Genomic DNA, 20,201 nt, shown 5'->3' on the forward strand with positions numbered 1-20,201 from the left:
TGGCTCACAACTCCGCAAACACCACCGTCGCATCATCATGCGTCTTACTCCGCCCCAGATACGTACGCTCCTCCGCGTCACCCCGCTCCAACCCCCGCACCCGATCCACCAACTCCCGCGCCCCCTCCTTCCGCAGGAGTCGATAGCAGTCCCCCCAGTCGCCCTCCCGGAACTTCTCCACCCACCGGGTCGCCCCATCGGTCAGCGCGGCCAGCGCCCGCACCTCCCCCCGAGCCAGCACCCCCGTCACCGCCCGCCCCGCCACCGACGGATCCGCGGCGGCCGTGAAGAAGCCGCCCTCCTTGTTGCGGATGTGGGCGTCGATCATGGCGTCCGTGGCCAGGGACGCGCGGGGGAGGCGGGACAGGCGGTCGTCCAGGTAGGGCGTGATCGCGCCGTCCGGGGACTCCACCAGCAGGGCCGAGTCCGACAGGATCAGGTACTCCACCGCATGCGCCGACCACCGCGCCAGAACCACCGTTGCCTGTGGGGTGCGTGGGTGAGAAAGGTCACAGGTTTCGGCGTGGGCCTCAGCGGTACGTGCGATGGCGCGGGCCAAGGCGTCGACGAGGGGAACATCAGGGAGTGAAACGGTCAGTTCGGTCAGGGTCCCGCCGAGTCGTGCGGTGAACCAGGGGACGGAATGCAGACAGCCCGTCTCACCCCTCGGAGGGGTCACTCCATCCAGGACCACCAGTGCGCCGCCCTGTCCCGAGGCGGGAACAGCGACACTCGCGAAGTCCTCGTTGGGGCGGGCCGGGTCACCGGGCTCCGAAACAAGCTCTGTTCGCATTCGGCCAGTCTGCACGAGGCCTTCACAAGGTTCGCGAAGGGGCCGCATTGGCCGCCGAATGCATGCGGCGACGCAGGTCAGGCGCCTGATTTGGGCTGGAATGGTTTACTCCGGCGGGGCGTGGCGGCGAATACTGCCATCGCCCGCCGCAGACGTCCAACCGGCCCGCCGTGCAAGGCATGTGCACGCGCCAGAGGAACTTGCCCGCCAACTCTCCTCCGAGGTTCACTCCTTCGGGTGGCGGGTCAGGTGATGCGCGGCCGCTGCCCACCGGCACTGGGAGGGTCGGGAACCGCATCGAGTGTACGTAGAGTCGGCAGTAGTTGACGGAGCGTCACTCGGACCCATGGGTATCACGAGTCAGGAATGCGAGCACCGGTGCAGAAGATGCGGCCTCGTCGCTCAGGCAAGCAGACGTCCTCCGCAGGGGGCGCGCAGTCCACGCCCGGCACCACGAACGGCACGACGGCCGACGTCACACCCGCCGGCAAGGGGCGCCCGACCCACGTACGGAACCGGCTGATCGTCGCCGTGGCCGTAGTGGCCGCCGCCATCGCCGGTGCCGGCGTCCCCTCGGTCGTCGCCGCCTCCGGGCAACTGCACGACTCCCAGCGGCTGGTGACCCTCGCCGAACAGACCGAGGACGCGCTCACACTCGCCCACTCCCTCGCCGACGAGCGCGACGAAGTCACCTCGTACATCGCCGCCGGACGGCCCAAGTCCAAGGCGCCCAGCGAGCAGCGCAGCGTCCGCGTCGACCGCCAGGTCGAGGAGCTGCGCGCCGACACCGACACGCCCGCCGCGCTGCGCGGCGACCTCGACGGCATCGCGACCGTGCGCAGGGCCGCGCTCACCGGCAAGAGCACCGCGCTGGAAGCGCACGAGGCCTACTCGCTCACCATCACCGAACTCCACCGGCTCGCCGAGCAGCTGGCCGAGCAGATGCCGCCCCGCGCGGGCGCCGGCGCCTACGCCCTCGCCGAGCTGGACTCCGCCGTACAGCAGGCCGCCGCCGCCCGCGGGCTGCTGCTCGCCGCCCTCAGCGTGCCGACCACCACCGAGACCGTGATCGACCCGATCACCGGCATCGCGACCACCCAGAAGACCTCCTCGGACGCCGACGCCAAGCAGCGCGCCACCCTCAGCGCCGCCGCCCAGCAGGCCCGGCTGCGCTCCGACGCCGCCCTCACCGACTTCCACGAGACCGCCCCCAAGAGCGCGCGCACCTCGTACGACTCCACGGTCACCGGCCCCGAGATCAGCACCGCCGAGCGGTATCTCACCGCCCTCACCGACCAGGCCACGCTCTCCGACCGGGACCTCGCCACCAACACCCAGCGCGCCGAGGCCGCCCTCTCCGCCCGCGTCGACGCCATGCGCGGCGTCGAGTCCGCCCTCTACGACCGCCGCACCAAGGCCCTCGAACAGCTCCGCGACGACGACGTCACCGCACTGGAGATCCGCATCGCGATCCTCGGCGCGCTGATGCTGCTCGCCGTGGGCGTCGCCACCGGCATGGCCCGCAGCCTCACCCGGCCCCTCGCCGTGCTGCGGCTCGGCTCCGCCCGGCTCGCCCAGGCCGAGGACCCGGCGGCCGAAGAGCCGGTCAAGTTCACCGGCCGCAAGGACGAGTTCGCCCAGGTCGTCAACTCCGTCAACGCCCTGCACGCGCACGCCGTCGCCCTCCACGAGCGCATCGCCACCCTGGAGTCCGACCGCAAGCACCTCGTCGGACAGCGCCAGAAGATGGCCGACGCCCGCGACGAGCTGCGCAGCGAACTCGCCGATTCCGCCGCCCAGTTGGAGCGGCTGCGGGACACCATCGGCTCCACCTTCGTCAACCTCGCCCTGCGCACCCTCGGCCTGGTCGAGCGCCAACTCACCGTCATCGAGAGCCTGGAGGAGCGCGAGCAGGACCCGGACCGGCTCGCCACGCTCTTCAAGCTCGACCACTTCGCCACGGTCATGCGCCGGCACAGCGAGAACCTCCTCGTCCTGGCCGGTACCGAGCACGTCCAGCAGCACGCCGGACCGGTTCCGCTCGTCGACGTCGTCCGCGCGGCGATCAGCGAGATCGAGCGCTACGAGCGGGTCCGCATCGCCGCGCTCCCGCCGCACGCGCATGTGGCGGGCTTCGCCGCCGACGACCTCTCCCACCTCCTGGCCGAGCTGATGGAGAACGCGTCGTCGTTCTCCCCGCCCGACCTGCCCGTCGAGGTCTCCGGCTGGCTGCTGGAGAACGGCGAGGTCATGCTCTCCGTCCACGACGAGGGCATCGGGATGACGAGCGATCGCCTGACCCGCCTCAACTCCCGCCTCGCCGACTTCGACCCCGAGGCCACCTACGACCAGGAGGGCGACGACGGCCTGGGCCTCGGCCTCTACGTCGTCGCCCGCCTCGCCCACCGCCACGGCGTCCGCGTCCAGCTCCGCGAGCAGAAGCAGGGCGGGGTCGCGGCGGTCGCGGTCCTGCCCAGGGGCCTGCTGGCGGCGGCCCCCGCGGCCGCGGTCCCCTCGGACTCACCGCACCACACTGGCACCCACGCCTTCTCCCTGCCCGGCGCCGACGCGGAGGCCAACTCCAACGTCCTGCGCGGCCGCACGAAGAACGGCGACCCGTTGGTCGCGCTGGCCGAGAAGGCCGTACAGGAGACGGAGACGGCGGACGAGGCCGTACAGGAGACGGAAGCCGCAGACGAGGCCGTACGGGAGACGGAGGCGGCGGACGAGGCCGTACGGGAGACGGAGGCCGCGGACGAGGCCGTACGGGAGACGGCAGAGCGGCAGCAGCCGGGCACACCTGAGGCCGAGCAGGAGCGGGAGCATCCTGCCGAGACCACGATGGAACTCCTGATCCCGGCACAGTCCACGGGTGAGTCGACTCCTGGCGGGCCGGCGGTCGCCGAGCCCGAGAGTGTGAAGTCCGCGGTCGGCGATCCCGGAGCGGCAGCCGATCCCGCGGCCGACGAACCCGCCGAAGGCGAAGCCGAGGCGGAACACGAACGCGTCCCGGACGAGCCCGAGGACCTGCTCACCGACAAGGGCCTCCCCAAACGCACCCCGAAGATCACCGCCCCCGCCCAGGCCCCGCGCCAGCGGACCACCGGCGTAGACGCCGAAGCCCTCCGCAGGAGGCTGGGTGGCTTCCGCAGTGGCGCGGAGGCCGGCTACCGCGACGTACAAACGGAGATCGCCGAACAGACCGGCCAGAACAAAACACTCAGCAGTGAATCCGACGCAGCCACGGGGGGCACAGTCGAGGAGGCAAGCAGTTGACCGCGCCCAGTACCTTCGGACTGAGCAGTGAAGCCCGCAACCTGCACTGGTTGTTGACGAATCTGGTCGAGGAGGTGCCGGGCATCCAGTCAGTCGCGGTGGTCTCCTCCGACGGGTTGCTCCTGCTCTCCTCGGACCACGCCCGCAACGCCCAGGCCCGGGAAGCCGGCAACGGCAAGCCCACCGGCCCCCGCGGCTCCTCCGCCGACCTCGCCACCATCGTCTCCGGCATCGGCAGCCTCACCATCGGCGCCGCCAAGCTGATGGAGTTCGGCGGGGTGAAGCACACGATGGTCGCGATGGACGAGGGCAGCCTGTTCGTGATGTCCATCAGCGACGGCTCGCTGCTCGGCGTGCACGGCTCCGCGGACTGCGACATGAGCGTGGTGGCCTACCACATGGCGCTCTTCGTCGGCCGCGCCGGCCACGTCCTCACTCCCGAACTCCGCAGCGAGCTACGGAAGTCCCTCGAGACCGCGTCGGCAGGGAGTACCCGATGAGCAACGCCCCGCAGAACCGGCCCCAGCTCCCCGTCCGCAGCGGCGACCGCAAGCCCGCCCGCGTGCGGCCGTACTCGCTCACCGGCGGCCGTACCCGCTTCGGCCACGTTCTCCTCGTCGAGACGTTCGTCAGCAGCACGGCCGCGCTGGAGGCTCCGCAGGAGCGCCGGGAACTGACGAATGGTTCCCTCACCACCCGGGTGATGCCGGAGATGCGGGCCATCGTCGAACTGTGCCGCCGGATGCGCACGGTGGCCGAGATCGCCGCGCTGCTGAAGATGCCGCTCGGCGTGGTCCGCGTGCTCCTCAGCGACCTCGCGGACCAGGGAAAGATCCGTGTGTACGGCACCGGAACCGGTCACGGCACCGGCCGTCCGGACCGCGCGCTGCTGGAAAGGGTGCTCAGTGGACTCCGTCGTCTCTGACGCCGCTCGTGGTGTCTCCCCCCGCCCCGACTCGTTCCTCGCCGAAGAGGGGCCCGTACAGCCCTGGCAGACGGACCGCACCCGAGCCCCCGTCGCCACGAAGATAGTCGTGGCCGGCGGCTTCGGCGTCGGCAAGACCACGCTGGTCACCGCCGTCTCGGAGATCACGCCCCTGCAGACCGAGGCGCTGATGACCGAGGCGAGCGAGGAGACCGACGACCTCACCTCGACGCCCGGCAAGCTGACCACCACCGTGGCCATGGACTTCGGCCGCATCACGCTCGACGACGACCTGGTGCTCTACCTGTTCGGCACCCCGGGCCAGCAGCGGTTCTGGTTCATGTGGGACGACCTGGTGCGCGGCGCGATCGGCGCGGTCGTCATGGCCGACACCCGGCGGTTGAAGGACTGCTTCCCGGCGCTGGACTACTTCGAGAGCTGCGGACTGCCGTACGTCGTCGCCGTCAACCACTTCGACGGCAGTGAGCGCTTCGAACCGGAGGACGTGCGGGAGGCGTTGACGATCCCCGCGCACATACCTGTAATGATCATGGATGCGCGGCGGCGGATCTCGGTGATCGAGACGCTGCTGTCTCTCGTCGGCCACGCACTCGACGTCACCCCCGAGTAGTCCCCGATCCCCGTAGGAGACACCACCCGCATGCGGAAGATACTCGTCGTCGGAGCCGGTCAGTCCGGACTCCAGATAGCCCTCGGACTCCAGTCGCAGGGATACGAGGTCACCCTGATGTCCAACCGGACGGCGGACGAGATCCGCTCCGGCCGGGTCATGTCCACCCAGTGCATGTTCCACACGGCACTGCAGCACGAGCGCGATCTCCAGCTGAACTTCTGGGAGTCCCAGGCCCCGAAGATCGAAGGACTCGGCGTCTCGGTGGCGGCCCCCGGCTCGTGGAGCGAGGGCCCGGCGGCGCGGGCGATCGACTGGGTGGGGCACCTCGACGGGTTCGCGCAGTCGGTCGACCAGCGGGTGAAGATGGCCGGCTGGATGGAGACGTTCGCCCAGCGCGGCGGCCAGCTGGTCATCCATGGCGCGGCGGTCGGCGACCTCGACTACTTCTCCCGTACGTACGACCTGGTGCTGGTGTCGGCCGGCAAGGGCGAGCTCGTCCAGATGTTCGGGCGGGACGCGGAGCGGTCCCCGTACAGCGAGCCGCAGCGAGCGCTCGCCGTGTCGTACGTCCACGGCCTGGGCCCGCGTCCGGAGCACCCGGACACCGAGGCCGTCCACTGCAATCTCGTCCCCGGCGTCGGCGAGCTGTTCGTCATGCCGTGTCTGACGACCTCCGGGCGGGCGGACATCCTCTTCTGGGAGGGCATACCCGGCGGGCCGCTCGACGTCTTCGACGACGTGAAGGATCCGGCGGAGCACCTCTCCCTGACCCTGGAACTCATGGAGAGGTACGTCCCGTGGGAGTACGCGCGGGCGACCAAGGTCGAGCTCACGGACGCCGGCGGTGTGCTGAGCGGCCGGTACGCGCCGACCGTTCGTAACCCCATCGGGCGGCTGCCCGGCGGCGGGCTCGTGCTGGGTGTGGCGGACGTCGTCGTGGCGAACGACCCGATCACCGGGCAGGGCTCCAACTCCGCGTCCAAGTGCGCGGCCGCCTACCTCGCCTCGATCGTCGAGCACGGCGACAAGGAGTTCGACGAGGCGTGGATGCGCGCCACCTTCGACCGGTACTGGGCCACCGCGCAGCACGTGACCAAGTGGACGAACGCGATGCTCGCGCCGCCGCCGGAGCACATCCTCAACCTCATCGGCGCGGCCGGTCAGCTGCCGCCCGTCGCCGACCGGTTCGCCAACGGGTTCAATGACCCGGCCGACTTCGAGAACTACTTCTATGAGCCGGAGAAGGCCGCGGCTTACCTCGCTGAGGTTTCTGGGTCCTGACCTCCGGGCGTACGGCTCCCAGGACCGGGTTCGACGCGATCGGCGAGATCTTGATCTTCTCGCCGGTACGCGGGGCCTGGACCACCTTGCCCTTGCCGAGGTACAGGGCCACATGCGTGGCGTCCGGGAAATAGACGACCAGGTCGCCCGGGCGCAGTTCGGTCAGCGGGACACGGTCGAGCTGCGCCCACTGCTCCTGGCTGGTGCGGGGGATCGGCGTCCCGGCGTGGGCCCATGCCTCTGACGTCAGACCCGAGCAGTCGTACGACTTCGGGCCCTCCGCGCCCCACTTGTACGGCTTTCCCAGCTGCTTCCTGGCGTAGCGGATGGCGCGGCGGGCCTCGGGGGACGGTTTGTGGTCGTCCTTCGCGAGGGCGCCGGACGCCATGAAGGCCCTCTGGGACTTGGCGATGCCCTGCTTCTCGAACTCGGCCAGGGCGGTGAGCTGGGCGGCGGTGAGGGAGGCGAGGAGCTCCTCCACCTTTTTCAGGCGCTTTCGTACGGCGTCCCGGTCCTTCTTCTGCCGCTCGGCCAGGGCGAGTTGGGCGTCCAGCGCCTTGCGGGCCTGCCGGGCCAGCTCGTCGGCCTTCTTCTCCATGCCGGTCAGGCGGCCCACCGTCTCGGCGCGCTCGCGTGCCAGCCGGCCGATGACGTGGCCCTGGTCCAGGGCGTGCTGGGGGTCGCGGGCCAGGAGCAGGCGTACGTACGGGGAGATGTCGGTGGTGTTCTGGTACTGCTGGCGGGCCAGGCGGCCGGCCGCTCCTCGGCTGTCGCGCAGGGAGAGGCGGGCCCGGGCCAGGGCGGCGTCCAGGCGGGCCACCTCGGTGCGCTGTTTCTTCAGCTTCTCCTCGGTGGCGTTGTAGGTCTCCGTGGCCTGCTCGGCCTTGCGGTAGAGGCGCTGAAGGTCGGTCAGAAGCTCGGCGGTGGAGCGTGCTCGGGGTTCAGGGGCCGGGGCGGCCGCAGCTGGTGCCGGTGGGAGGAGCGTGGCGGCCGTCGTGGCGGTCGCCGTCGCCGCCGCCATGCATGCCAGACGCAGAAATCTTCCTGACACGTCATCACCTCCGGTGCGGAGAGGCTCTCTGCTCCGCATCGTGAGGATTAGACCGGGGTGGCGGGTTTGTATGGCGGATGTGCGCGGTTCGGCGCAATCCGGTCACCCGTCGGAGTCGTCCGGCTTGCTCTGCGGCGTGGCGTCCGGCTTGGACCACGGCCAGTTCAGGCGGCGGGACTGCTTCCCCTCCGGGTCGTACTCGTACTTCCAGCGTTGGGACAGGCCCATGCGGGCGCCCGGTGTGCGGGGTACGCGGTGGTAGACGAGGACGGTCGGCGGGCCGCCGTGCGGGTCGGGGACGGGGATGCGGTACGTCTTGGGCGGGTGGCCGGTGATGCCCAGGAGCACCGGGAGTACGCGGCCGTCCATGGGGCCGCCCTCGAAGGGGGTCTCTTCGCTCTTCACGGCACCAGTCTCAGCTATCCGCCGCAAGCTTCTGCGTCAGTGCCGCGGTCTGTGGGTCCCGGTCCGCCGTGACGGAGAGTACGGCGACGAACTGGTCGACCAGCCAGTCCCGTAGTTCCTCGACGGGGGGCTGCTTGTCCTCGTCGAGCCAGATGAGGGAGGCCGCCTCCACCGCGGTGATCCACATCCGTACGGTCATGCGCAGGCGGAGGCCGGGGTCGGTGACCTCCAGGTGGCTGAGGATGTGCTCGGCCGCCGCGCGGCGTACGCCGTCGACGATCGCCGTCGTACGGGACGTCTCCACGACGCTGCCGCCCTGGAGCAGCGCGCTGAATCCGGCGTCGTGCTCGTCCACGAAGGCGAGGTAGCGGTCCAGGGCGCGGGCGAGGCGGGGAAGGAGCGGGCCGTTCGGGGGTTCGTCGAAGCAACGCTGGAGCTCTTCGGCGGCCGAGCGGAGGGCGGCCTCGTAGAGCTGTTGCTTGCCGCCGGGGAAGTAGCGGTACACCAGGGGCCGGGAGACGCCGGCCGCCTCTGCCACGTCGTCCAGGGAGACGTCCTCGGGGGCGCGGTGGGCGAACAGTCTCAGTGCGGCGTCGAGGAGCTGACTGCGGCGCTCCTCGACGCTGAGGCGGCGGTAGGCGGGGGCGGCGGGGGTCATGAGGGCAGCCTAGTCGCCGTGCGGGTGCTGGATTGGGCGGCTGTGGGTCCGTTGTGGCTGGTCGTGCCCACGCGGCGGAGCCGCATATCGGTACAGCCCCGCGCCCCTCAGGGCGCCGCAGCGCCGTCGGCTGACCCGTAGCGCCGGGTTGTGCGGCCCACCCCCGCCCAGCCACCCCTACGCCAGTAGTCCGGACGACCTCCACAGCCGCCTGCCAACCCCCCGCAGCACCCCGATGTCGTCCAGGAAATCCGTCAGCTTCTTCGCCCCCGTCTGCATGACCTCCCGGCGGTGGCCGCTCGCCTTCACCTGCGCCATCGCCTCCCTCTTGTCCAGCCCCACGTTCGTGTAGACCTCGGGATTCACGAACGCCACCGAGAACACCCGCGCGAACTCACCGGAGGTCACCCGCGTGAACTCCTGGGACCACCTCGGTGCCGTCAGCATCTGGCGGCGCAGCTCCTCGCGGGCGTACCGCACATGGCGGGCCTCCTCGACCACGTGGATGCGGGTGACGCCGCGTATCAGGGGTTGTACTCGCTCGTCGGGGAAGGTCAGCCGCTGCATCCAGTCGAGGATCTCCTCGCCCAGGAGGGTCGCGGTGAAGGAGCCGGGGGTGGTGGAGATCGTCTTGAAGAGGCGGCCCAGGTTCTGGTGGGTGCGGCTGACGGGGTACCAGGGGGTGTCGCCGTGGGAGATCAGGCGGGCGAACATCTTGGAGTGGCGGCACTCGTCCTCGATCTCGGTGAGTGCGTAGCGCACGTGTGCGCTGGTCGCCGACTTGTCGTAGATGTGGCGGACCAGGAGCTGCATGAGGATGATCTCGAACCAGATCCCGAGGGAGGCGAGCGCGGCGGCCTCGTGCCGGGAGAGGAGGAGGCGCTGCTCCTCGCTCATCCGCTTCCACAGGGGGGTGTCGTAGAGGGAGAGCAGCTCCGGCGGCCAGAACCACTTGCCCTCCTCGAAGGGCGCGTCCCAGTCCAGCTCCGTGTCGGGGTCGAAGGAGTGCTTGGCGGACGAGGCGAGGAGGCGCTCGGCCACCTGTTCGCGGTCCTTGAGCAGGCCGAGTGCGTCGCGCAGGCCATCGAGCGCGTCGGCGTCCGTCAGGGTCGTCATCGGTCCCTCACCTCGTTACCGGGGGTACGTCATCCGCGTCTTATGAGACTGCTTGTCAGCAAGGCAGTCAATCCCTCGCGCAGGACTTGTTGACCCGACGTCTACTGCGTGTGAGCCTCCCGGACATGCCGACATTCGATGTGTACGCCAATGATCCGGGGGGCCCTCTGTGGCAGGTGCCGGCGACCGGCGAGGCGCGTTTCAGCTGGGAGTACGACGACGGCCGTGAACGGCTGCTGGCCCTGTACCAGAAGGGCAAGGACAAGCAGTGGGACGGGCAGTTGAGGATCGACTGGGACCTGGAGGTCGATCCGTACGACGCGCTCGGTACGCCGGAAGAGGCGATGGCCCTGTACGGGACGCCGTACTGGGCGAAGATGAGCGAGCGGGAGAAGGGCGAGCTGCGCAAGCACTACGCCTCCTGGCAGTTCAGCCAGTTCCTGCACGGTGAGCAGGGCGCGATGATCTGTGCGGCGCGGATCGTGGAGTCGGTGCCCGACATGGACGCGAAGTTCTACTCGGCGACCCAGACGATGGACGAGGCGCGGCATGCCGAGATCTACGGTCGCTTTCTGCACGAGAAGATCGGGATGGCCTACCCGATCAACGACAACCTTCAGTCGTTGCTGGGTGACACGCTGCGTGACAGTCGTTGGGACATGCCGTACCTCGGTATGCAGGTGTTGATCGAGGGGCTCGCGCTGGCCGCCTTCGGGATGATCCGGGACACCACCAACAAGCCGTTGCCCAAGCAGATCCTGGCGTATGTGATGCAGGACGAGGCGCGACACGTCGCCTTCGGGCGTATGGCGCTGCGGGACTACTACAAGCAGCTGACCGATGCCGAGCTCCGTGAGCGCGAGGAGTTCGTCATCGAGGGCTGCTATCTGATGCGCGACCGGCTGCGGGGCGTGGAGGTCCTGGAGAATTTCGGGATTCCGAAGGCCGAGGCGGAACAGCTCAGTGAGCGGTCCGAATTTCTGCGGCTGTTCCGCCGGCTGCTCTTCTCCCGCATCGTCCCCTGTGTGAAAGACATCGGGCTGTGGGGTGAGCGCCTTCAGCAGGCCTATGTGGACATGGGGGTGTTCGAGATGGGGGACTCGAATCTGGACCTGCTGATGGCTCAGGACGAGGAGATCGCCGAGAAGCTCGACGCCGAGCGGTTCGTGGTGGAGGAGCGGGAGCGGGTGGCGGAGGTGGAGGGGGCGATCGAGGCCGGGGGCGAGGGCTAGACCGAGCAGCCCAGGTCGTCCGGCACCTCGCCCAGCACCGGCTCCGCCCCCTGCGGCGGGAACGACGTGCGCAGGGTGAAGGCGTACGGGGTCGGGCCGTTCGTGCGCAGGTGCAGGAGGCGGGACTCCGCCTCCGCGACCGTCGGGCGGTGGCCGGCGGGGACCCACCACAGAGCCGTCATCGCCTCCTGCACCCGTTCGAACCACTCCCGGCGGCGGGCCAGCATCTCGCGGTGGCGGCCCTGGTACATGTACGCGGTCAGGGCGTTCGTGTCCCGCCACATCGTCAGGTTGATGATCAGCCACTCGTCGCCGAAGACGCTCACGTCGGTCGCGTCGCCGGAGTCGCCCTTCAGTCGCCAGACGAAGCCGTCGGCGGCATCGGCGTCGGCGTTGACGGGCTCGAGGTTGTCGACGAAGTCCTTCAACTGCGGAGAATCCAGCGGGGCCTTGAGGCGGGCGATGTTGACCTGGGCCAGTTCGTAGGCGGCTTCCGGGGCGGCTGATGTCGTCATGGACCGAACGATAGGTCGGGGCACAGCCGCAGGCCCAGGGGGCGTCTCAGTACGTGGGCACATGCCCCTCTTTCACAGGCGGGGCGGTGGGCGCGTGAGCATCTGTGCACCAGCGCCTTACGGGCGGGAAACCACACCCTGACCGGCCCGCCCGTAGCCTCGCGGGGCATGACGGGGAATGTACTGACCACCCTCCGCTCCATCGTCCGCCGCCCGGCCGGCCTTCCGGGCTGGAACTCCATCCGCGGCCGGATGGCCATCGTGCTGGCCGTTCCGACCTGCCTGCTGCTCGCCCTGATCGGGCTCGGCGTCGCCGACCGTGCCGCTGACTGGTCCGCCGCCCGGGGGGCCGAGGCGCATGTCGGGGTGCTGTTGCGGGCGCAGGGGCTCGTCAGGGAGGCGCAGCGCGAACGCGGGCTGACCAACGGGCTGTTGGCGGGTGAAGAGGGATACCGCGACGACGTCGCCGCGCAGCGCGGCCGTACCGACGAGGCATGGGACGCCCTGCGCGGCGCGCTCGACGAGGAGAGCGGTGCGCTGCCCGACGCCGCGGTCTCCGCGCTGCGGGCCGCGGATGTTCCCCTCGGCGCCCTCACCGCGACTCGAGAGGCCGTCGACGCCGGCACCGCCGACCGTGCCGCCACCCTGCGGACGTACACCAAGGCCGTCACCGCCCTCATCGACGCCGAGTCGGCCGGCGCCCCGGACGGCGACCGGCGAATCGCGCAGGGCGTGCAGGCGCTCCAGGCGCTCGGCCGGGCCACGGAGGCGGTCGCTCTCGAACGCGGTTCCCTCAACGGGGTGTTCGCGGCCGGGCGGTTCCGGGCCGGTGAGTACCTCGACTTCACGGAGGTGCGGGCCACCCGGGTGGCCGCCCTGGGGCAGTTCCGGCAACTGGCGGGGGACGGCGAGGAGTCCGCGCTCGACGGCGCCTTCGCTACGGCCGCCGCGCGCCGCGTCGCCGGGTACGAGGCGCGGGCCGAGCGAGGGGCCGACGGGTCCCCTCTCGCCGTTGCCCCCGGCCGCTGGTGGGCCGACATGACGACCCTCGTCGACGATCTGCACGACGTGCAGCGGGCGGTCGGGGACGACGTCCGTGCGCGGGCCGCCGAGGCCGGTTCCGCCGCCACCCGTCAGCTCGGCGGCTTCCTCGCGCTCGCGGCGCTGATCCTCGCCGTGGCCGTCGCGCTCGCCGTCTTCTCGGCCCGCTCCATCACCCGGCCGCTGGGCGCCCTCGCCGACGAGGCGGACGCCGTCGCCGGGAGCCGGCTGCCCGAGGCCGTCCGGCGGATCCAGGAGGCCGGCCCCGACGACCCGGTCGCGCCGGAGCCCGAGCGGCCCGAACTGCCCGGTGGCGCACGGGAGATCAGCCGTCTGGCCGCCGCCCTGCGGGGAGTCGAGGACACCGCCGTCGGCCTCGCCGCCCAGCAGGCCGTGCTGCGCCGCACCAGCACCGAGTCCCTGGCCAGTCTCGGCCGCCGCAACCAGAGCCTGCTCAACCGGCAGCTCGGCCTGATCACCACCCTGGAGAGCCAGGAGCTCGACCCGGACGCCCTCGCCGAGCTCTTCGAGCTCGACCACCTGGCCACCCGGATGCGCCGCAACGCCGAGTCCCTGCTGGTGCTCGCCGGTGAGGAGTCGCCGGCCCGGTCCTGGAAGGGCACGGTCGCCGTCGCCGACGTGGTGCGCTCGGCCGTGTCGGAGGTCGAGCAGTACCGCAGGGTGGCCGCGGTGGACATCCAGCAGTGCCGCGTGCGCGGCCACTGCGTCGCCGAGCTGTCCCACCTCCTCGCCGAGCTGGTGGAGAACGCCCTGATGTTCAGCCCGCCCAAGCAGCCCGTGGAGGTCTACGGCTGGCGGGACGGCGCCGAGTACTGCCTGGCCGTCGTGGACCGGGGGATCGGGATGACCCCGGAGCGCATGGCCGCGTCCAACGCCGTGCTGTCGGGGAAGGGCGACTCCTTGCACACCGCCCCGACCCGGTTCCTCGGGCACCACGTCGTCGGCGCCCTCGCCGCCCGCCTCGGCGCCCATGTCGAGCTCCGCCCCACCCAGGGCACGGGCGTCACCGCGTACGTCGCCCTGCCGGCCGTCCTGATTGAGGAACCGACGTCAACCACCGTGCTGCGACGGTGACTTCAGCACCGCCTGCATCACCGCCCGAGCGATCGGCGCCGCGTCCCCGCCCCCGCTGATCTCGCCCCGGTCCGCATCCGCGTCCTCCACGACCACCGCGACCGCGACCCTGGGCTCAAGGTCGCGGTCGCCCTGCGCCCAGGAGACGAACCAGGCGTACGGCGTCCCGGAGTTGCCGAGGCCGTGCTGGGCCGTGCCGGTCTTGCCGCCGACCGTCGCGCCCGGGATCCAGGCGTTCGTGCCGGTGCCCTCGCGCACCGCGTCCGCCATCAGCTCCTTCAGGTGAACGCTCGTCGACGGGTGCATGGCCTGCCGGGTCGGGCGTGACCCGGCCGTCGACACCGTGCCGCCGCTCGCCCGGGTCGTGCGCTCCACCAGATACGGCGAGCGCACCTTGCCGCCGTTCGCCACGGCCGCCGCGACCATCGCCATCTGCAGTGGAGTGGCCCGCGTGTTGTACTGGCCGATCGACGACAGGGCGAGCTGAGCCCGGTCCACCTTCGGGTCGAAGGTGGACTCGGCGACCGAGAACGGAATCCTCAGGTCCGCGTCGTTGAAACCGAAGGCCCCCGCCGTCGCCGCCATCCGCTTCGCCCCCACCCGCACACCGAGCTTGGCGAACACCGTGTTGCACGACCACTCGAAGGCTTTCCGCAGCGGAACGTCCTCGCAGCCCTCGGACGCGTTCGTCAGCGAGGTCCTGGTGCCCGGGAGGCGGTACGGATCCGGGGAGTCGGTCGGCTCGTCCAGGTCCTGGACCACGCCCGAGTCCAACGCGGCCGCCGCGGTCACCACCTTGAAGGTCGAACCCGGTGGATACGTCTTGCGCACCGCCCGGTTGAGCATCGGCTTGTCCGCGTCGTCGTTCAGCGACTTCCAGGCCCGGGTCACGGACGAGCCGTTCCCGGACAGCACGGACGGGTCGTACGACGGGGCGGACACCAGGGCCAGGATCCGCCCGGTCGCCGGCTCGATCGCCGCGACCGCGCCCTTGCGGCCGGCCAGCCCTTCGTACGCCGCCTCCTGCGCGCCCCGGTGCAGGGTGGTGACGACGTCGCCGCCGGGGTTCCGGCCGCGGGCGAGACCCTTCCAGAACGGGAAAGGCGAGAGCAGCGGGTCCGTGCCGGACAGGACGCCGTCCTCGCTGTGCTCCAGGAGCGAGGTGCCGTACACCTGTGAGGCGTAGCCGGTGACGGGGGCGTACATCGGGCCGTTGGCGTACGTCCGTTCGTAGCGGAGGTGCTCCCCGGTGTCGTGGGAGCCGGTGACCGGTTCGCGGCCGACCAGGATGTCGCCGCGCGGCTGCCCGTAACGGGCGAAGGTGGCGCGGCGGTTGGCGATGTTGTCGTCGTAGCCGGAGGCCTCGAAGACCTGCAGGCGGGTGGCGTTCACGAGCAGCGCGATCAGCAGCAGGGCGCAGAAGAACGCGGCATGCCGGATGTGCCGGGTCATCGGGCGGCCTCCGCATGGCCGTCGTACGCCGTCGTACGGTCTGTCTCCTCGCCCTTGGGGACGCCGAGCCGGCTGCGCGACCGGTCGCTCACCCGGATCAGCAGCGCCACCATCGCCCAGTTGGTGACCACCGACGAGCCCCCCTGGGCCAGGAACGGCATCGCCATGCCCGTCAGCGGGATCAGGCCCGTCACCCCGCCCGCGATCACGAACACCTGGAGCGCCAGGATCGAGGCGAGCCCCACCGCGAGCAGCCGGCCGAACGGGTCCCGCAGGGCGAGGCCCGCCCGGTAGCCGCGCTCCACCAGCAGGCCGTAGAGGAGGAAGATCGCCGACAGGCCCGCCAGGCCCAGCTCCTCCCCGGCCGTCGCCAGGATGAAGTCGGACTTGGCCGCGAAGCCGATCAGGATCGAGTGGCCGAGCCCCAGTCCCGTGCCGAACAAGCCGCCCGCCGCGAAGGCGAACAGGGACTGGGCCAGCTGGTTGGGGCCATGGCCCGCGTCGATCGACGCGAACGGGTGCTGCCAGTCCTCGACCCTGCTGTGCACATGCGGCTCCAGGTGGCCGACGGCCACCGCGCCGAGCGCCGCGAGCAGCAGGCCGAGCGCGATCCAGCCGGTGCGGCCGGTGGCGACGTAGAGAAGGACCACGAACAGGCCGAAGAACAGCAGTGAGGTGCCGAGGTCGCGTTCGAGGATCAGCACCCCCACGCTCAGCAGCCAGATGGCGACGATCGGGCCGAGGACGCGCCCGGTGGGCAGTTGCAGTCGCTCGAGCCCGAGGACGCGACGGCCCGTGTACGCCAGCGCACTGCGGTTGGCGGCCAGATACGCGGCGAAGAACACCGCCAGCAGCACCTTCGCGAACTCGCCGGGCTGGATGGAGAATCCGGCGATCCGGATCCAGATGCGGGCGCCGTTCACGGCGGGGAAGAAGATCGGCAGGGTGAGGAGAACGAGGGCGGCCACGACACAGACGTAGGAGTAGCGCTGGAGTACGCGATGGTCGCGCAGCAGAAGCACGACCACGATGAACAGCGCCACGCCCAGCGTGGACCAGATGAGTTGGGCGGGTGCCGCGTGGTCGTCCGGTGTCTCCAGGTCGAGCCGGTAGATCAGGACCAGGCCGAGGCCGTTGAGCAGTACGCCGATCGGCAGCAGCAGGGGGTCGGCGCAGGGGGCGCGCAGGCGCACCGCCAGATGGGCGACCAGCGCGAGCACGCCGAGCCCGGCGCCGTAACCGGCGGCACCGGGTGGGACGGTGCCGTTCTTGGCGAGGCCGACCGCGCAGTAGCCGTACACGGAGAGCAGGACGGCCACGACGATCAGGGACAGTTCGATGCCACGGCGCCGGGGGAGACGTGCGGCGGGAGCGGGCGCGTCCGCTGCCACCAGGGTGGTTCCGGTGGTTCCGGCCTTGGTCATGCCCGGAACCTACCCAAATAGTCCCTCTTGTGTGCCTTACGGCTCAGCACCAGCGCGGCGCGGGCCCGATGTTCTCGATGTACCGGGCCGCACCCCAGGCCCAGGTGCCGTCTGCGAGCAGGTACCACAGGGGGTTGCCCTGGACCCGCTGGCCCGGCGTCTTGCAGAAGATCCTGACGATGTCGCCCTTGTGGACGACCCGGATCACCTGGCTGCGTCGGTTGGGCGCACTGCGCAGCAGCAGGGTGTTCGCGGTCACGCGCCCCGTGGCGAAACGTCGGCCGTCCTCGTCTCCGTCGCCCCCGGCCCCGCCCCCGTCGCCACCTTCGGCCCCACCCCCGTCGCCCTGGGATCCGCCCCAGTCGCCGCCCTGGGACGCGCCCGAGTCACTCCCGGACCCCCACTCGTCATCGGCGGCAGCGGGCGTGGCGAAGGCCGCGACGGTGAGAGCGCCGACAGCTATGGATATGGCGAGGCGCGAGCGCAGGGCCATGGGAACCTCCAGGAAAGAGGGCAAACCTGACTAACCGCCACATTAAGAGCGCCACGGTAACGCCGCGCGCCACGCTGGGCCATAGGAGGCCGTGGGAGGCCGTAGCGGACCGCAGGGGCAGCCACCGCCCCGTTCCCTGTGCTTCCTAGCGGAGCGTCAGCGTGGCCACGGCCCCGCCGTCCGCCGCGTTGGCGAACGTCAGCCGTGCGCCGAGTACCTCCGCCTGCCCCAGCGCGATGGTCAGCCCCAGCCCGTGCCCCTTGGCTCCGCCTTCCGTACGGAACCGCTGCGGCCCATGCGCGAGGAGGTACTCCGGGTAGCCGGCCCCGTGATCCCGCACGGTGACCACCGGCCCGTCCACGGTCAGGGACACCGGCCGCCGCCCGTGCTTGTGCGCGTTCGCCACCAGATTCCCCAGGACCCGTTCAAGGCGCCGCCGGTCGGTCTCCACCACGGCGTCCCGTACGACGACGACCTCCGTGTCGGTCCCGGACCCGCGCACCACCCGCTCCGCGAGCGCCGCGAGCGGCTCGGTGTCCGACTCCAGCCGCTCCCGCCCGGTGTCCAGCCGTGAGATCTCCAGCAGATCCTCGGTCAGCGTGCGCAACGCGGCCACCCGGTCCTGCACCAGCTCCGTCGGCCGCCCCGGCGGCAGCAGCTCGGCCGCCGCGTGCAGTCCGGTCAACGGCGTGCGCAGCTCGTGCGCCACGTCCGCCGTGAACCGCTGCTCGGACAGCAGCTTGCTCTGCAGCGACGACGCCATGGAGTCGAGGGCGGCGGCGACGGCGGCCACCTCGTCCTGCCGCCTGGTCGGATCCTGCGTACGGGGATCGCCGACCCGCGCGTCCAGGTCGCCGCCGCTGATCCGCCGGGCCACCCGGGCCGTGGCGTGCAGCCGCCGCGTCACCCGGGTCACCGCGAACGCGCCCACCAGCAGCGTCGCCCCGATCGCCAGCCCCGACGACCACAGGATCGCCCGGTCCAGCCCCTCGATGGTGCGCGCCTGCTGCGAGTAGTCGACCTCGACCGCGAGGGCCCGCTCGCCGTCGACCGGTCCCGCCGCCCACATCGTGGGGCGGCCGTAGTGGTCGGCGACCATCGTGCCGCGCTCCCCGGCCCACGCCAGCTCCCGCAGGGACTCCGGCAGCTCCGGCGGATCCAGGCTGACGCCGGGCCCGAGCGGGTCCCCGGCCTCGAACGCCGCCGTCGCGTCCTCCAGTCGGGACAGCGCGAGGTCACGGGCCTGGCCGACGGTCTGGTTCGTCACCGAAACGTGCACGAGGATGCCGAGCAGCGCCGCGAGCGCGCAGCACATCACCGTGATGAAGACGGCGGCCTTCACGGCGAGGGGGCCGGCCCACCGGGGGAGCGTGAGCCTCATGGGGTGCTCGCCGAGGGGGAGGCGGACCGGGAGGGGGAGGCGGAACGCGAGGGCGAGGGCGACGGGTGGGGCGTCTTCTTGCGGTGGCCGGTGCGCAGCATCTCGTCGTGCGTGAGCAGCATCGCCTTCTGGTCCGCGTCCCAGGTCCACTGCAGCCGGTACTCGTACCCCGCGACCTCGGACGGCGAGCGCAGGATCACCGACCGGCCGGCCAGCTCGACGCCGCTGAGGGCGTCGTCCCACCCCATCACCTGCACGAGCCTGCGCTTCTCGACGGTGTAGACGCGCACCGCGGTGGTGTTGCCGGGCATCAGCCGGAAGCCCAGTGTCAGCTCGGGGTGCCCGTCGCCGGTCAGATCCCGGTAGTACGGCTGGAGCACCGGGCACCTGCCGCGCCCGGCGCCCTTGGCGCACTCGGTCATCAGACGGCCGGTCTGCCGGTACGTCGCGTCCTTGCCGGCGTAGTCGTCCGGACTCCCGGCGATCTCCTTGCGTACGACCGCCACCGGGTCCACATCGCGGATGTCGCCGCCGGGGAGGGTGACGCCCTTGACGGTCTCCCTGTTCACCTCGCCGATCTCATAGGCGGGACTGGACGCCGGCGTCAGTTCCGGCCAGAGCTTGTCCGGGCTGACCGCGGTCTCGGTCGGGCCCGCCCCCTGGAGCCCCCCGGCGTCACCGCAGGCCGTCGCCGCCGCCAGCAGCAGTGCGACAAGGGCACTGAGCGCGAGGAAGCGCGTGGGGCGGCTGCGAGGCACGGTTCTCCTGGGGCTGGGACAGTCGTAGGCCCGTACACCCTATTCGTACGGAAGTCCTTTTTGCGCACCCGGTGGGCGGACGGGCGAAACGGTTACTCGGCGAGTTCCTCGAGGAGCCGGGCGGTCGACAGGCCGGCTCGGAGGTAGTCGACGAACAGGTCGTTGTGCAGAGCCCACGGAGAGCGGCGGGAGCGTATCAGCCGGATCGCCTGCTCGGCGGAGTGGCTCCGGCGGATCAGGGCGTGCGCGATGACCAGCCCCGAGCGGTTGTACCCGTGGTAACAGCGAACGAGGACCCTGCGGCCCTCGTCCAGCGCCTCGCACGCCGCCTCCGCCAGCCGTATCACCCCGGCCAGCTGGGTCCCGTCCAGCGGCCCGTCGGGAATCGGCCACACATGGTGCTCGACCCCGGGATCGGGCCCGTGCCCCGGCAGGCGCAGCAGAGTCTGTACGAGATCGAACTCGTCCTGTACGACGACGAACTCCAGTTGCCCCGACGACCCCCGGAACTCGTGTCCGCCCATCCACAGGCCGGGCACGATCTCGCTCCACGGGCTGTCCGGAGCCGGTACGTCGGGTTGCTTCCTGCGGGTACGCAACGGCGCCTCCCCAACCACCCCTCCCGGGGGGTTTGCCCAACTCCTGGCAAAGGTAACCGGGTTCTTGCCCCG

19 protein-coding genes are annotated in these 20,201 nt (G+C 71.1%); 7 read left to right on the forward strand and 12 right to left on the reverse strand.

The window, feature by feature from the left end; all coding sequences use genetic code 11:
- Nucleotides 1-4: 4 nt before the first annotated feature.
- Nucleotides 5-793, reverse strand: coding sequence for a protein phosphatase 2C domain-containing protein (locus ACTMVF_RS26945; RefSeq protein ID WP_441273688.1), 789 nt, complete (start codon nucleotides 791-793; stop codon nucleotides 5-7).
- A 366-nt stretch (nucleotides 794-1,159) separates the two neighbouring features.
- Between ACTMVF_RS26945 and ACTMVF_RS26950 the strand changes: the two genes are divergently transcribed.
- From ACTMVF_RS26950 to ACTMVF_RS26970, 5 genes are read left to right on the forward strand one after another with little or no spacing between them, the layout of a single operon-like run.
- Entirely contained in the window at nucleotides 1,160-4,069 is a 2,910-nt protein-coding gene (locus ACTMVF_RS26950; RefSeq protein WP_441273689.1) for a sensor histidine kinase, read from the forward strand.
- The gene (locus tag ACTMVF_RS26955) at nucleotides 4,066-4,569 is read left to right on the forward strand and encodes a roadblock/LC7 domain-containing protein (RefSeq protein WP_441273690.1); all 504 of its coding nucleotides are present in this window, start codon (nucleotides 4,066-4,068) and stop codon (nucleotides 4,567-4,569) included. The genes ACTMVF_RS26950 and ACTMVF_RS26955 overlap by 4 nt, the downstream gene beginning before the upstream one ends.
- The gene (locus ACTMVF_RS26960; protein WP_441273691.1) at nucleotides 4,566-4,994 is read left to right on the forward strand and encodes a DUF742 domain-containing protein; all 429 of its coding nucleotides are present in this window, start codon (nucleotides 4,566-4,568) and stop codon (nucleotides 4,992-4,994) included. The genes ACTMVF_RS26955 and ACTMVF_RS26960 overlap by 4 nt, the downstream gene beginning before the upstream one ends.
- Nucleotides 4,975-5,625 carry a GTP-binding protein gene (locus tag ACTMVF_RS26965; RefSeq protein ID WP_441273692.1) on the forward strand — a complete coding sequence of 217 codons (651 nt, stop codon included), beginning with the start codon at nucleotides 4,975-4,977 and terminating at the stop codon, nucleotides 5,623-5,625. The genes ACTMVF_RS26960 and ACTMVF_RS26965 overlap by 20 nt, the downstream gene beginning before the upstream one ends.
- 30 nt (nucleotides 5,626-5,655) lie before the next feature.
- Nucleotides 5,656-6,909, forward strand: a complete 1,254-nt coding sequence (locus ACTMVF_RS26970) for a styrene monooxygenase/indole monooxygenase family protein (RefSeq protein ID WP_441273693.1) — start codon at nucleotides 5,656-5,658, stop codon at nucleotides 6,907-6,909.
- Here the strand turns inward: ACTMVF_RS26970 and ACTMVF_RS26975 are convergent.
- From ACTMVF_RS26975 to ACTMVF_RS26990, 4 genes are all read right to left on the reverse strand, one after another.
- Nucleotides 6,827-7,960, reverse strand: coding sequence for an NlpC/P60 family protein (locus ACTMVF_RS26975; protein ID WP_441273694.1), 1,134 nt, complete (start codon nucleotides 7,958-7,960; stop codon nucleotides 6,827-6,829). The two genes, ACTMVF_RS26970 and ACTMVF_RS26975, sit on opposite strands and share 83 nt — an antisense overlap.
- Nucleotides 7,961-8,062: 102 nt before the next feature.
- Nucleotides 8,063-8,365 carry a hypothetical protein gene (locus tag ACTMVF_RS26980; protein WP_441273695.1) on the reverse strand — a complete coding sequence of 101 codons (303 nt, stop codon included), beginning with the start codon at nucleotides 8,363-8,365 and terminating at the stop codon, nucleotides 8,063-8,065.
- A 10-nt stretch (nucleotides 8,366-8,375) separates the two neighbouring features.
- A complete protein-coding gene (locus tag ACTMVF_RS26985; protein WP_441273696.1) occupies nucleotides 8,376-9,023 on the reverse strand; it encodes a TetR/AcrR family transcriptional regulator in 648 nt (215 codons plus the stop codon).
- A 177-nt stretch (nucleotides 9,024-9,200) separates the two neighbouring features.
- The gene (locus ACTMVF_RS26990) at nucleotides 9,201-10,139 is read right to left on the reverse strand and encodes an AurF N-oxygenase family protein (protein WP_441273697.1); all 939 of its coding nucleotides are present in this window, start codon (nucleotides 10,137-10,139) and stop codon (nucleotides 9,201-9,203) included.
- A 125-nt stretch (nucleotides 10,140-10,264) separates the two neighbouring features.
- Between ACTMVF_RS26990 and ACTMVF_RS26995 the strand changes: the two genes are divergently transcribed.
- Nucleotides 10,265-11,371: a ferritin-like domain-containing protein gene (locus tag ACTMVF_RS26995; RefSeq protein WP_441273698.1), complete on the forward strand. Its 1,107-nt coding sequence runs from the start codon at nucleotides 10,265-10,267 to the stop codon at nucleotides 11,369-11,371.
- On the opposite strand, the gene ACTMVF_RS27000 is transcribed toward ACTMVF_RS26995, so the two are convergent.
- Nucleotides 11,368-11,886: a DUF3291 domain-containing protein gene (locus ACTMVF_RS27000; protein ID WP_441273699.1), complete on the reverse strand. Its 519-nt coding sequence runs from the start codon at nucleotides 11,884-11,886 to the stop codon at nucleotides 11,368-11,370. The genes ACTMVF_RS26995 and ACTMVF_RS27000 overlap by 4 nt on opposite strands.
- A 168-nt stretch (nucleotides 11,887-12,054) precedes the next feature.
- Between ACTMVF_RS27000 and ACTMVF_RS27005 the strand changes: the two genes are divergently transcribed.
- Nucleotides 12,055-14,022 carry a sensor histidine kinase gene (locus ACTMVF_RS27005; protein ID WP_441273700.1) on the forward strand — a complete coding sequence of 656 codons (1,968 nt, stop codon included), beginning with the start codon at nucleotides 12,055-12,057 and terminating at the stop codon, nucleotides 14,020-14,022.
- Here the strand turns inward: ACTMVF_RS27005 and ACTMVF_RS27010 are convergent.
- From ACTMVF_RS27010 to ACTMVF_RS27035, 6 genes are all read right to left on the reverse strand, one after another.
- A complete protein-coding gene (locus tag ACTMVF_RS27010) occupies nucleotides 13,999-15,474 on the reverse strand; it encodes a penicillin-binding transpeptidase domain-containing protein (protein WP_441273701.1) in 1,476 nt (491 codons plus the stop codon). The two genes, ACTMVF_RS27005 and ACTMVF_RS27010, sit on opposite strands and share 24 nt — an antisense overlap.
- The gene (locus ACTMVF_RS27015) at nucleotides 15,471-16,898 is read right to left on the reverse strand and encodes an FtsW/RodA/SpoVE family cell cycle protein (protein WP_441273702.1); all 1,428 of its coding nucleotides are present in this window, start codon (nucleotides 16,896-16,898) and stop codon (nucleotides 15,471-15,473) included. The genes ACTMVF_RS27010 and ACTMVF_RS27015 overlap by 4 nt, the downstream gene beginning before the upstream one ends.
- A 43-nt stretch (nucleotides 16,899-16,941) precedes the next feature.
- Nucleotides 16,942-17,391 (reverse strand): SH3 domain-containing protein, encoded by a 450-nt coding sequence (locus tag ACTMVF_RS27020; protein ID WP_441273703.1) that lies wholly within the window; start codon nucleotides 17,389-17,391, stop codon nucleotides 16,942-16,944.
- A 145-nt stretch (nucleotides 17,392-17,536) separates the two neighbouring features.
- Nucleotides 17,537-18,772 (reverse strand): ATP-binding protein, encoded by a 1,236-nt coding sequence (locus ACTMVF_RS27025; RefSeq protein WP_441273704.1) that lies wholly within the window; start codon nucleotides 18,770-18,772, stop codon nucleotides 17,537-17,539.
- Entirely contained in the window at nucleotides 18,769-19,530 is a 762-nt protein-coding gene (locus tag ACTMVF_RS27030; RefSeq protein WP_441273705.1) for a hypothetical protein, read from the reverse strand. Before ACTMVF_RS27030 ends, ACTMVF_RS27025 begins: the two co-directional genes overlap by 4 nt.
- A 92-nt stretch (nucleotides 19,531-19,622) precedes the next feature.
- Entirely contained in the window at nucleotides 19,623-20,129 is a 507-nt protein-coding gene (locus tag ACTMVF_RS27035; RefSeq protein WP_403332623.1) for a protein-tyrosine phosphatase family protein, read from the reverse strand.
- Between the last annotated feature and the right edge of the window lie 72 nt (nucleotides 20,130-20,201).

The sequence above is a fragment of the Streptomyces sp. SD31 genome, assembly GCF_052068475.1.
Taxonomy (GTDB): Bacteria; Actinomycetota; Actinomycetes; order Streptomycetales; family Streptomycetaceae; genus Streptomyces.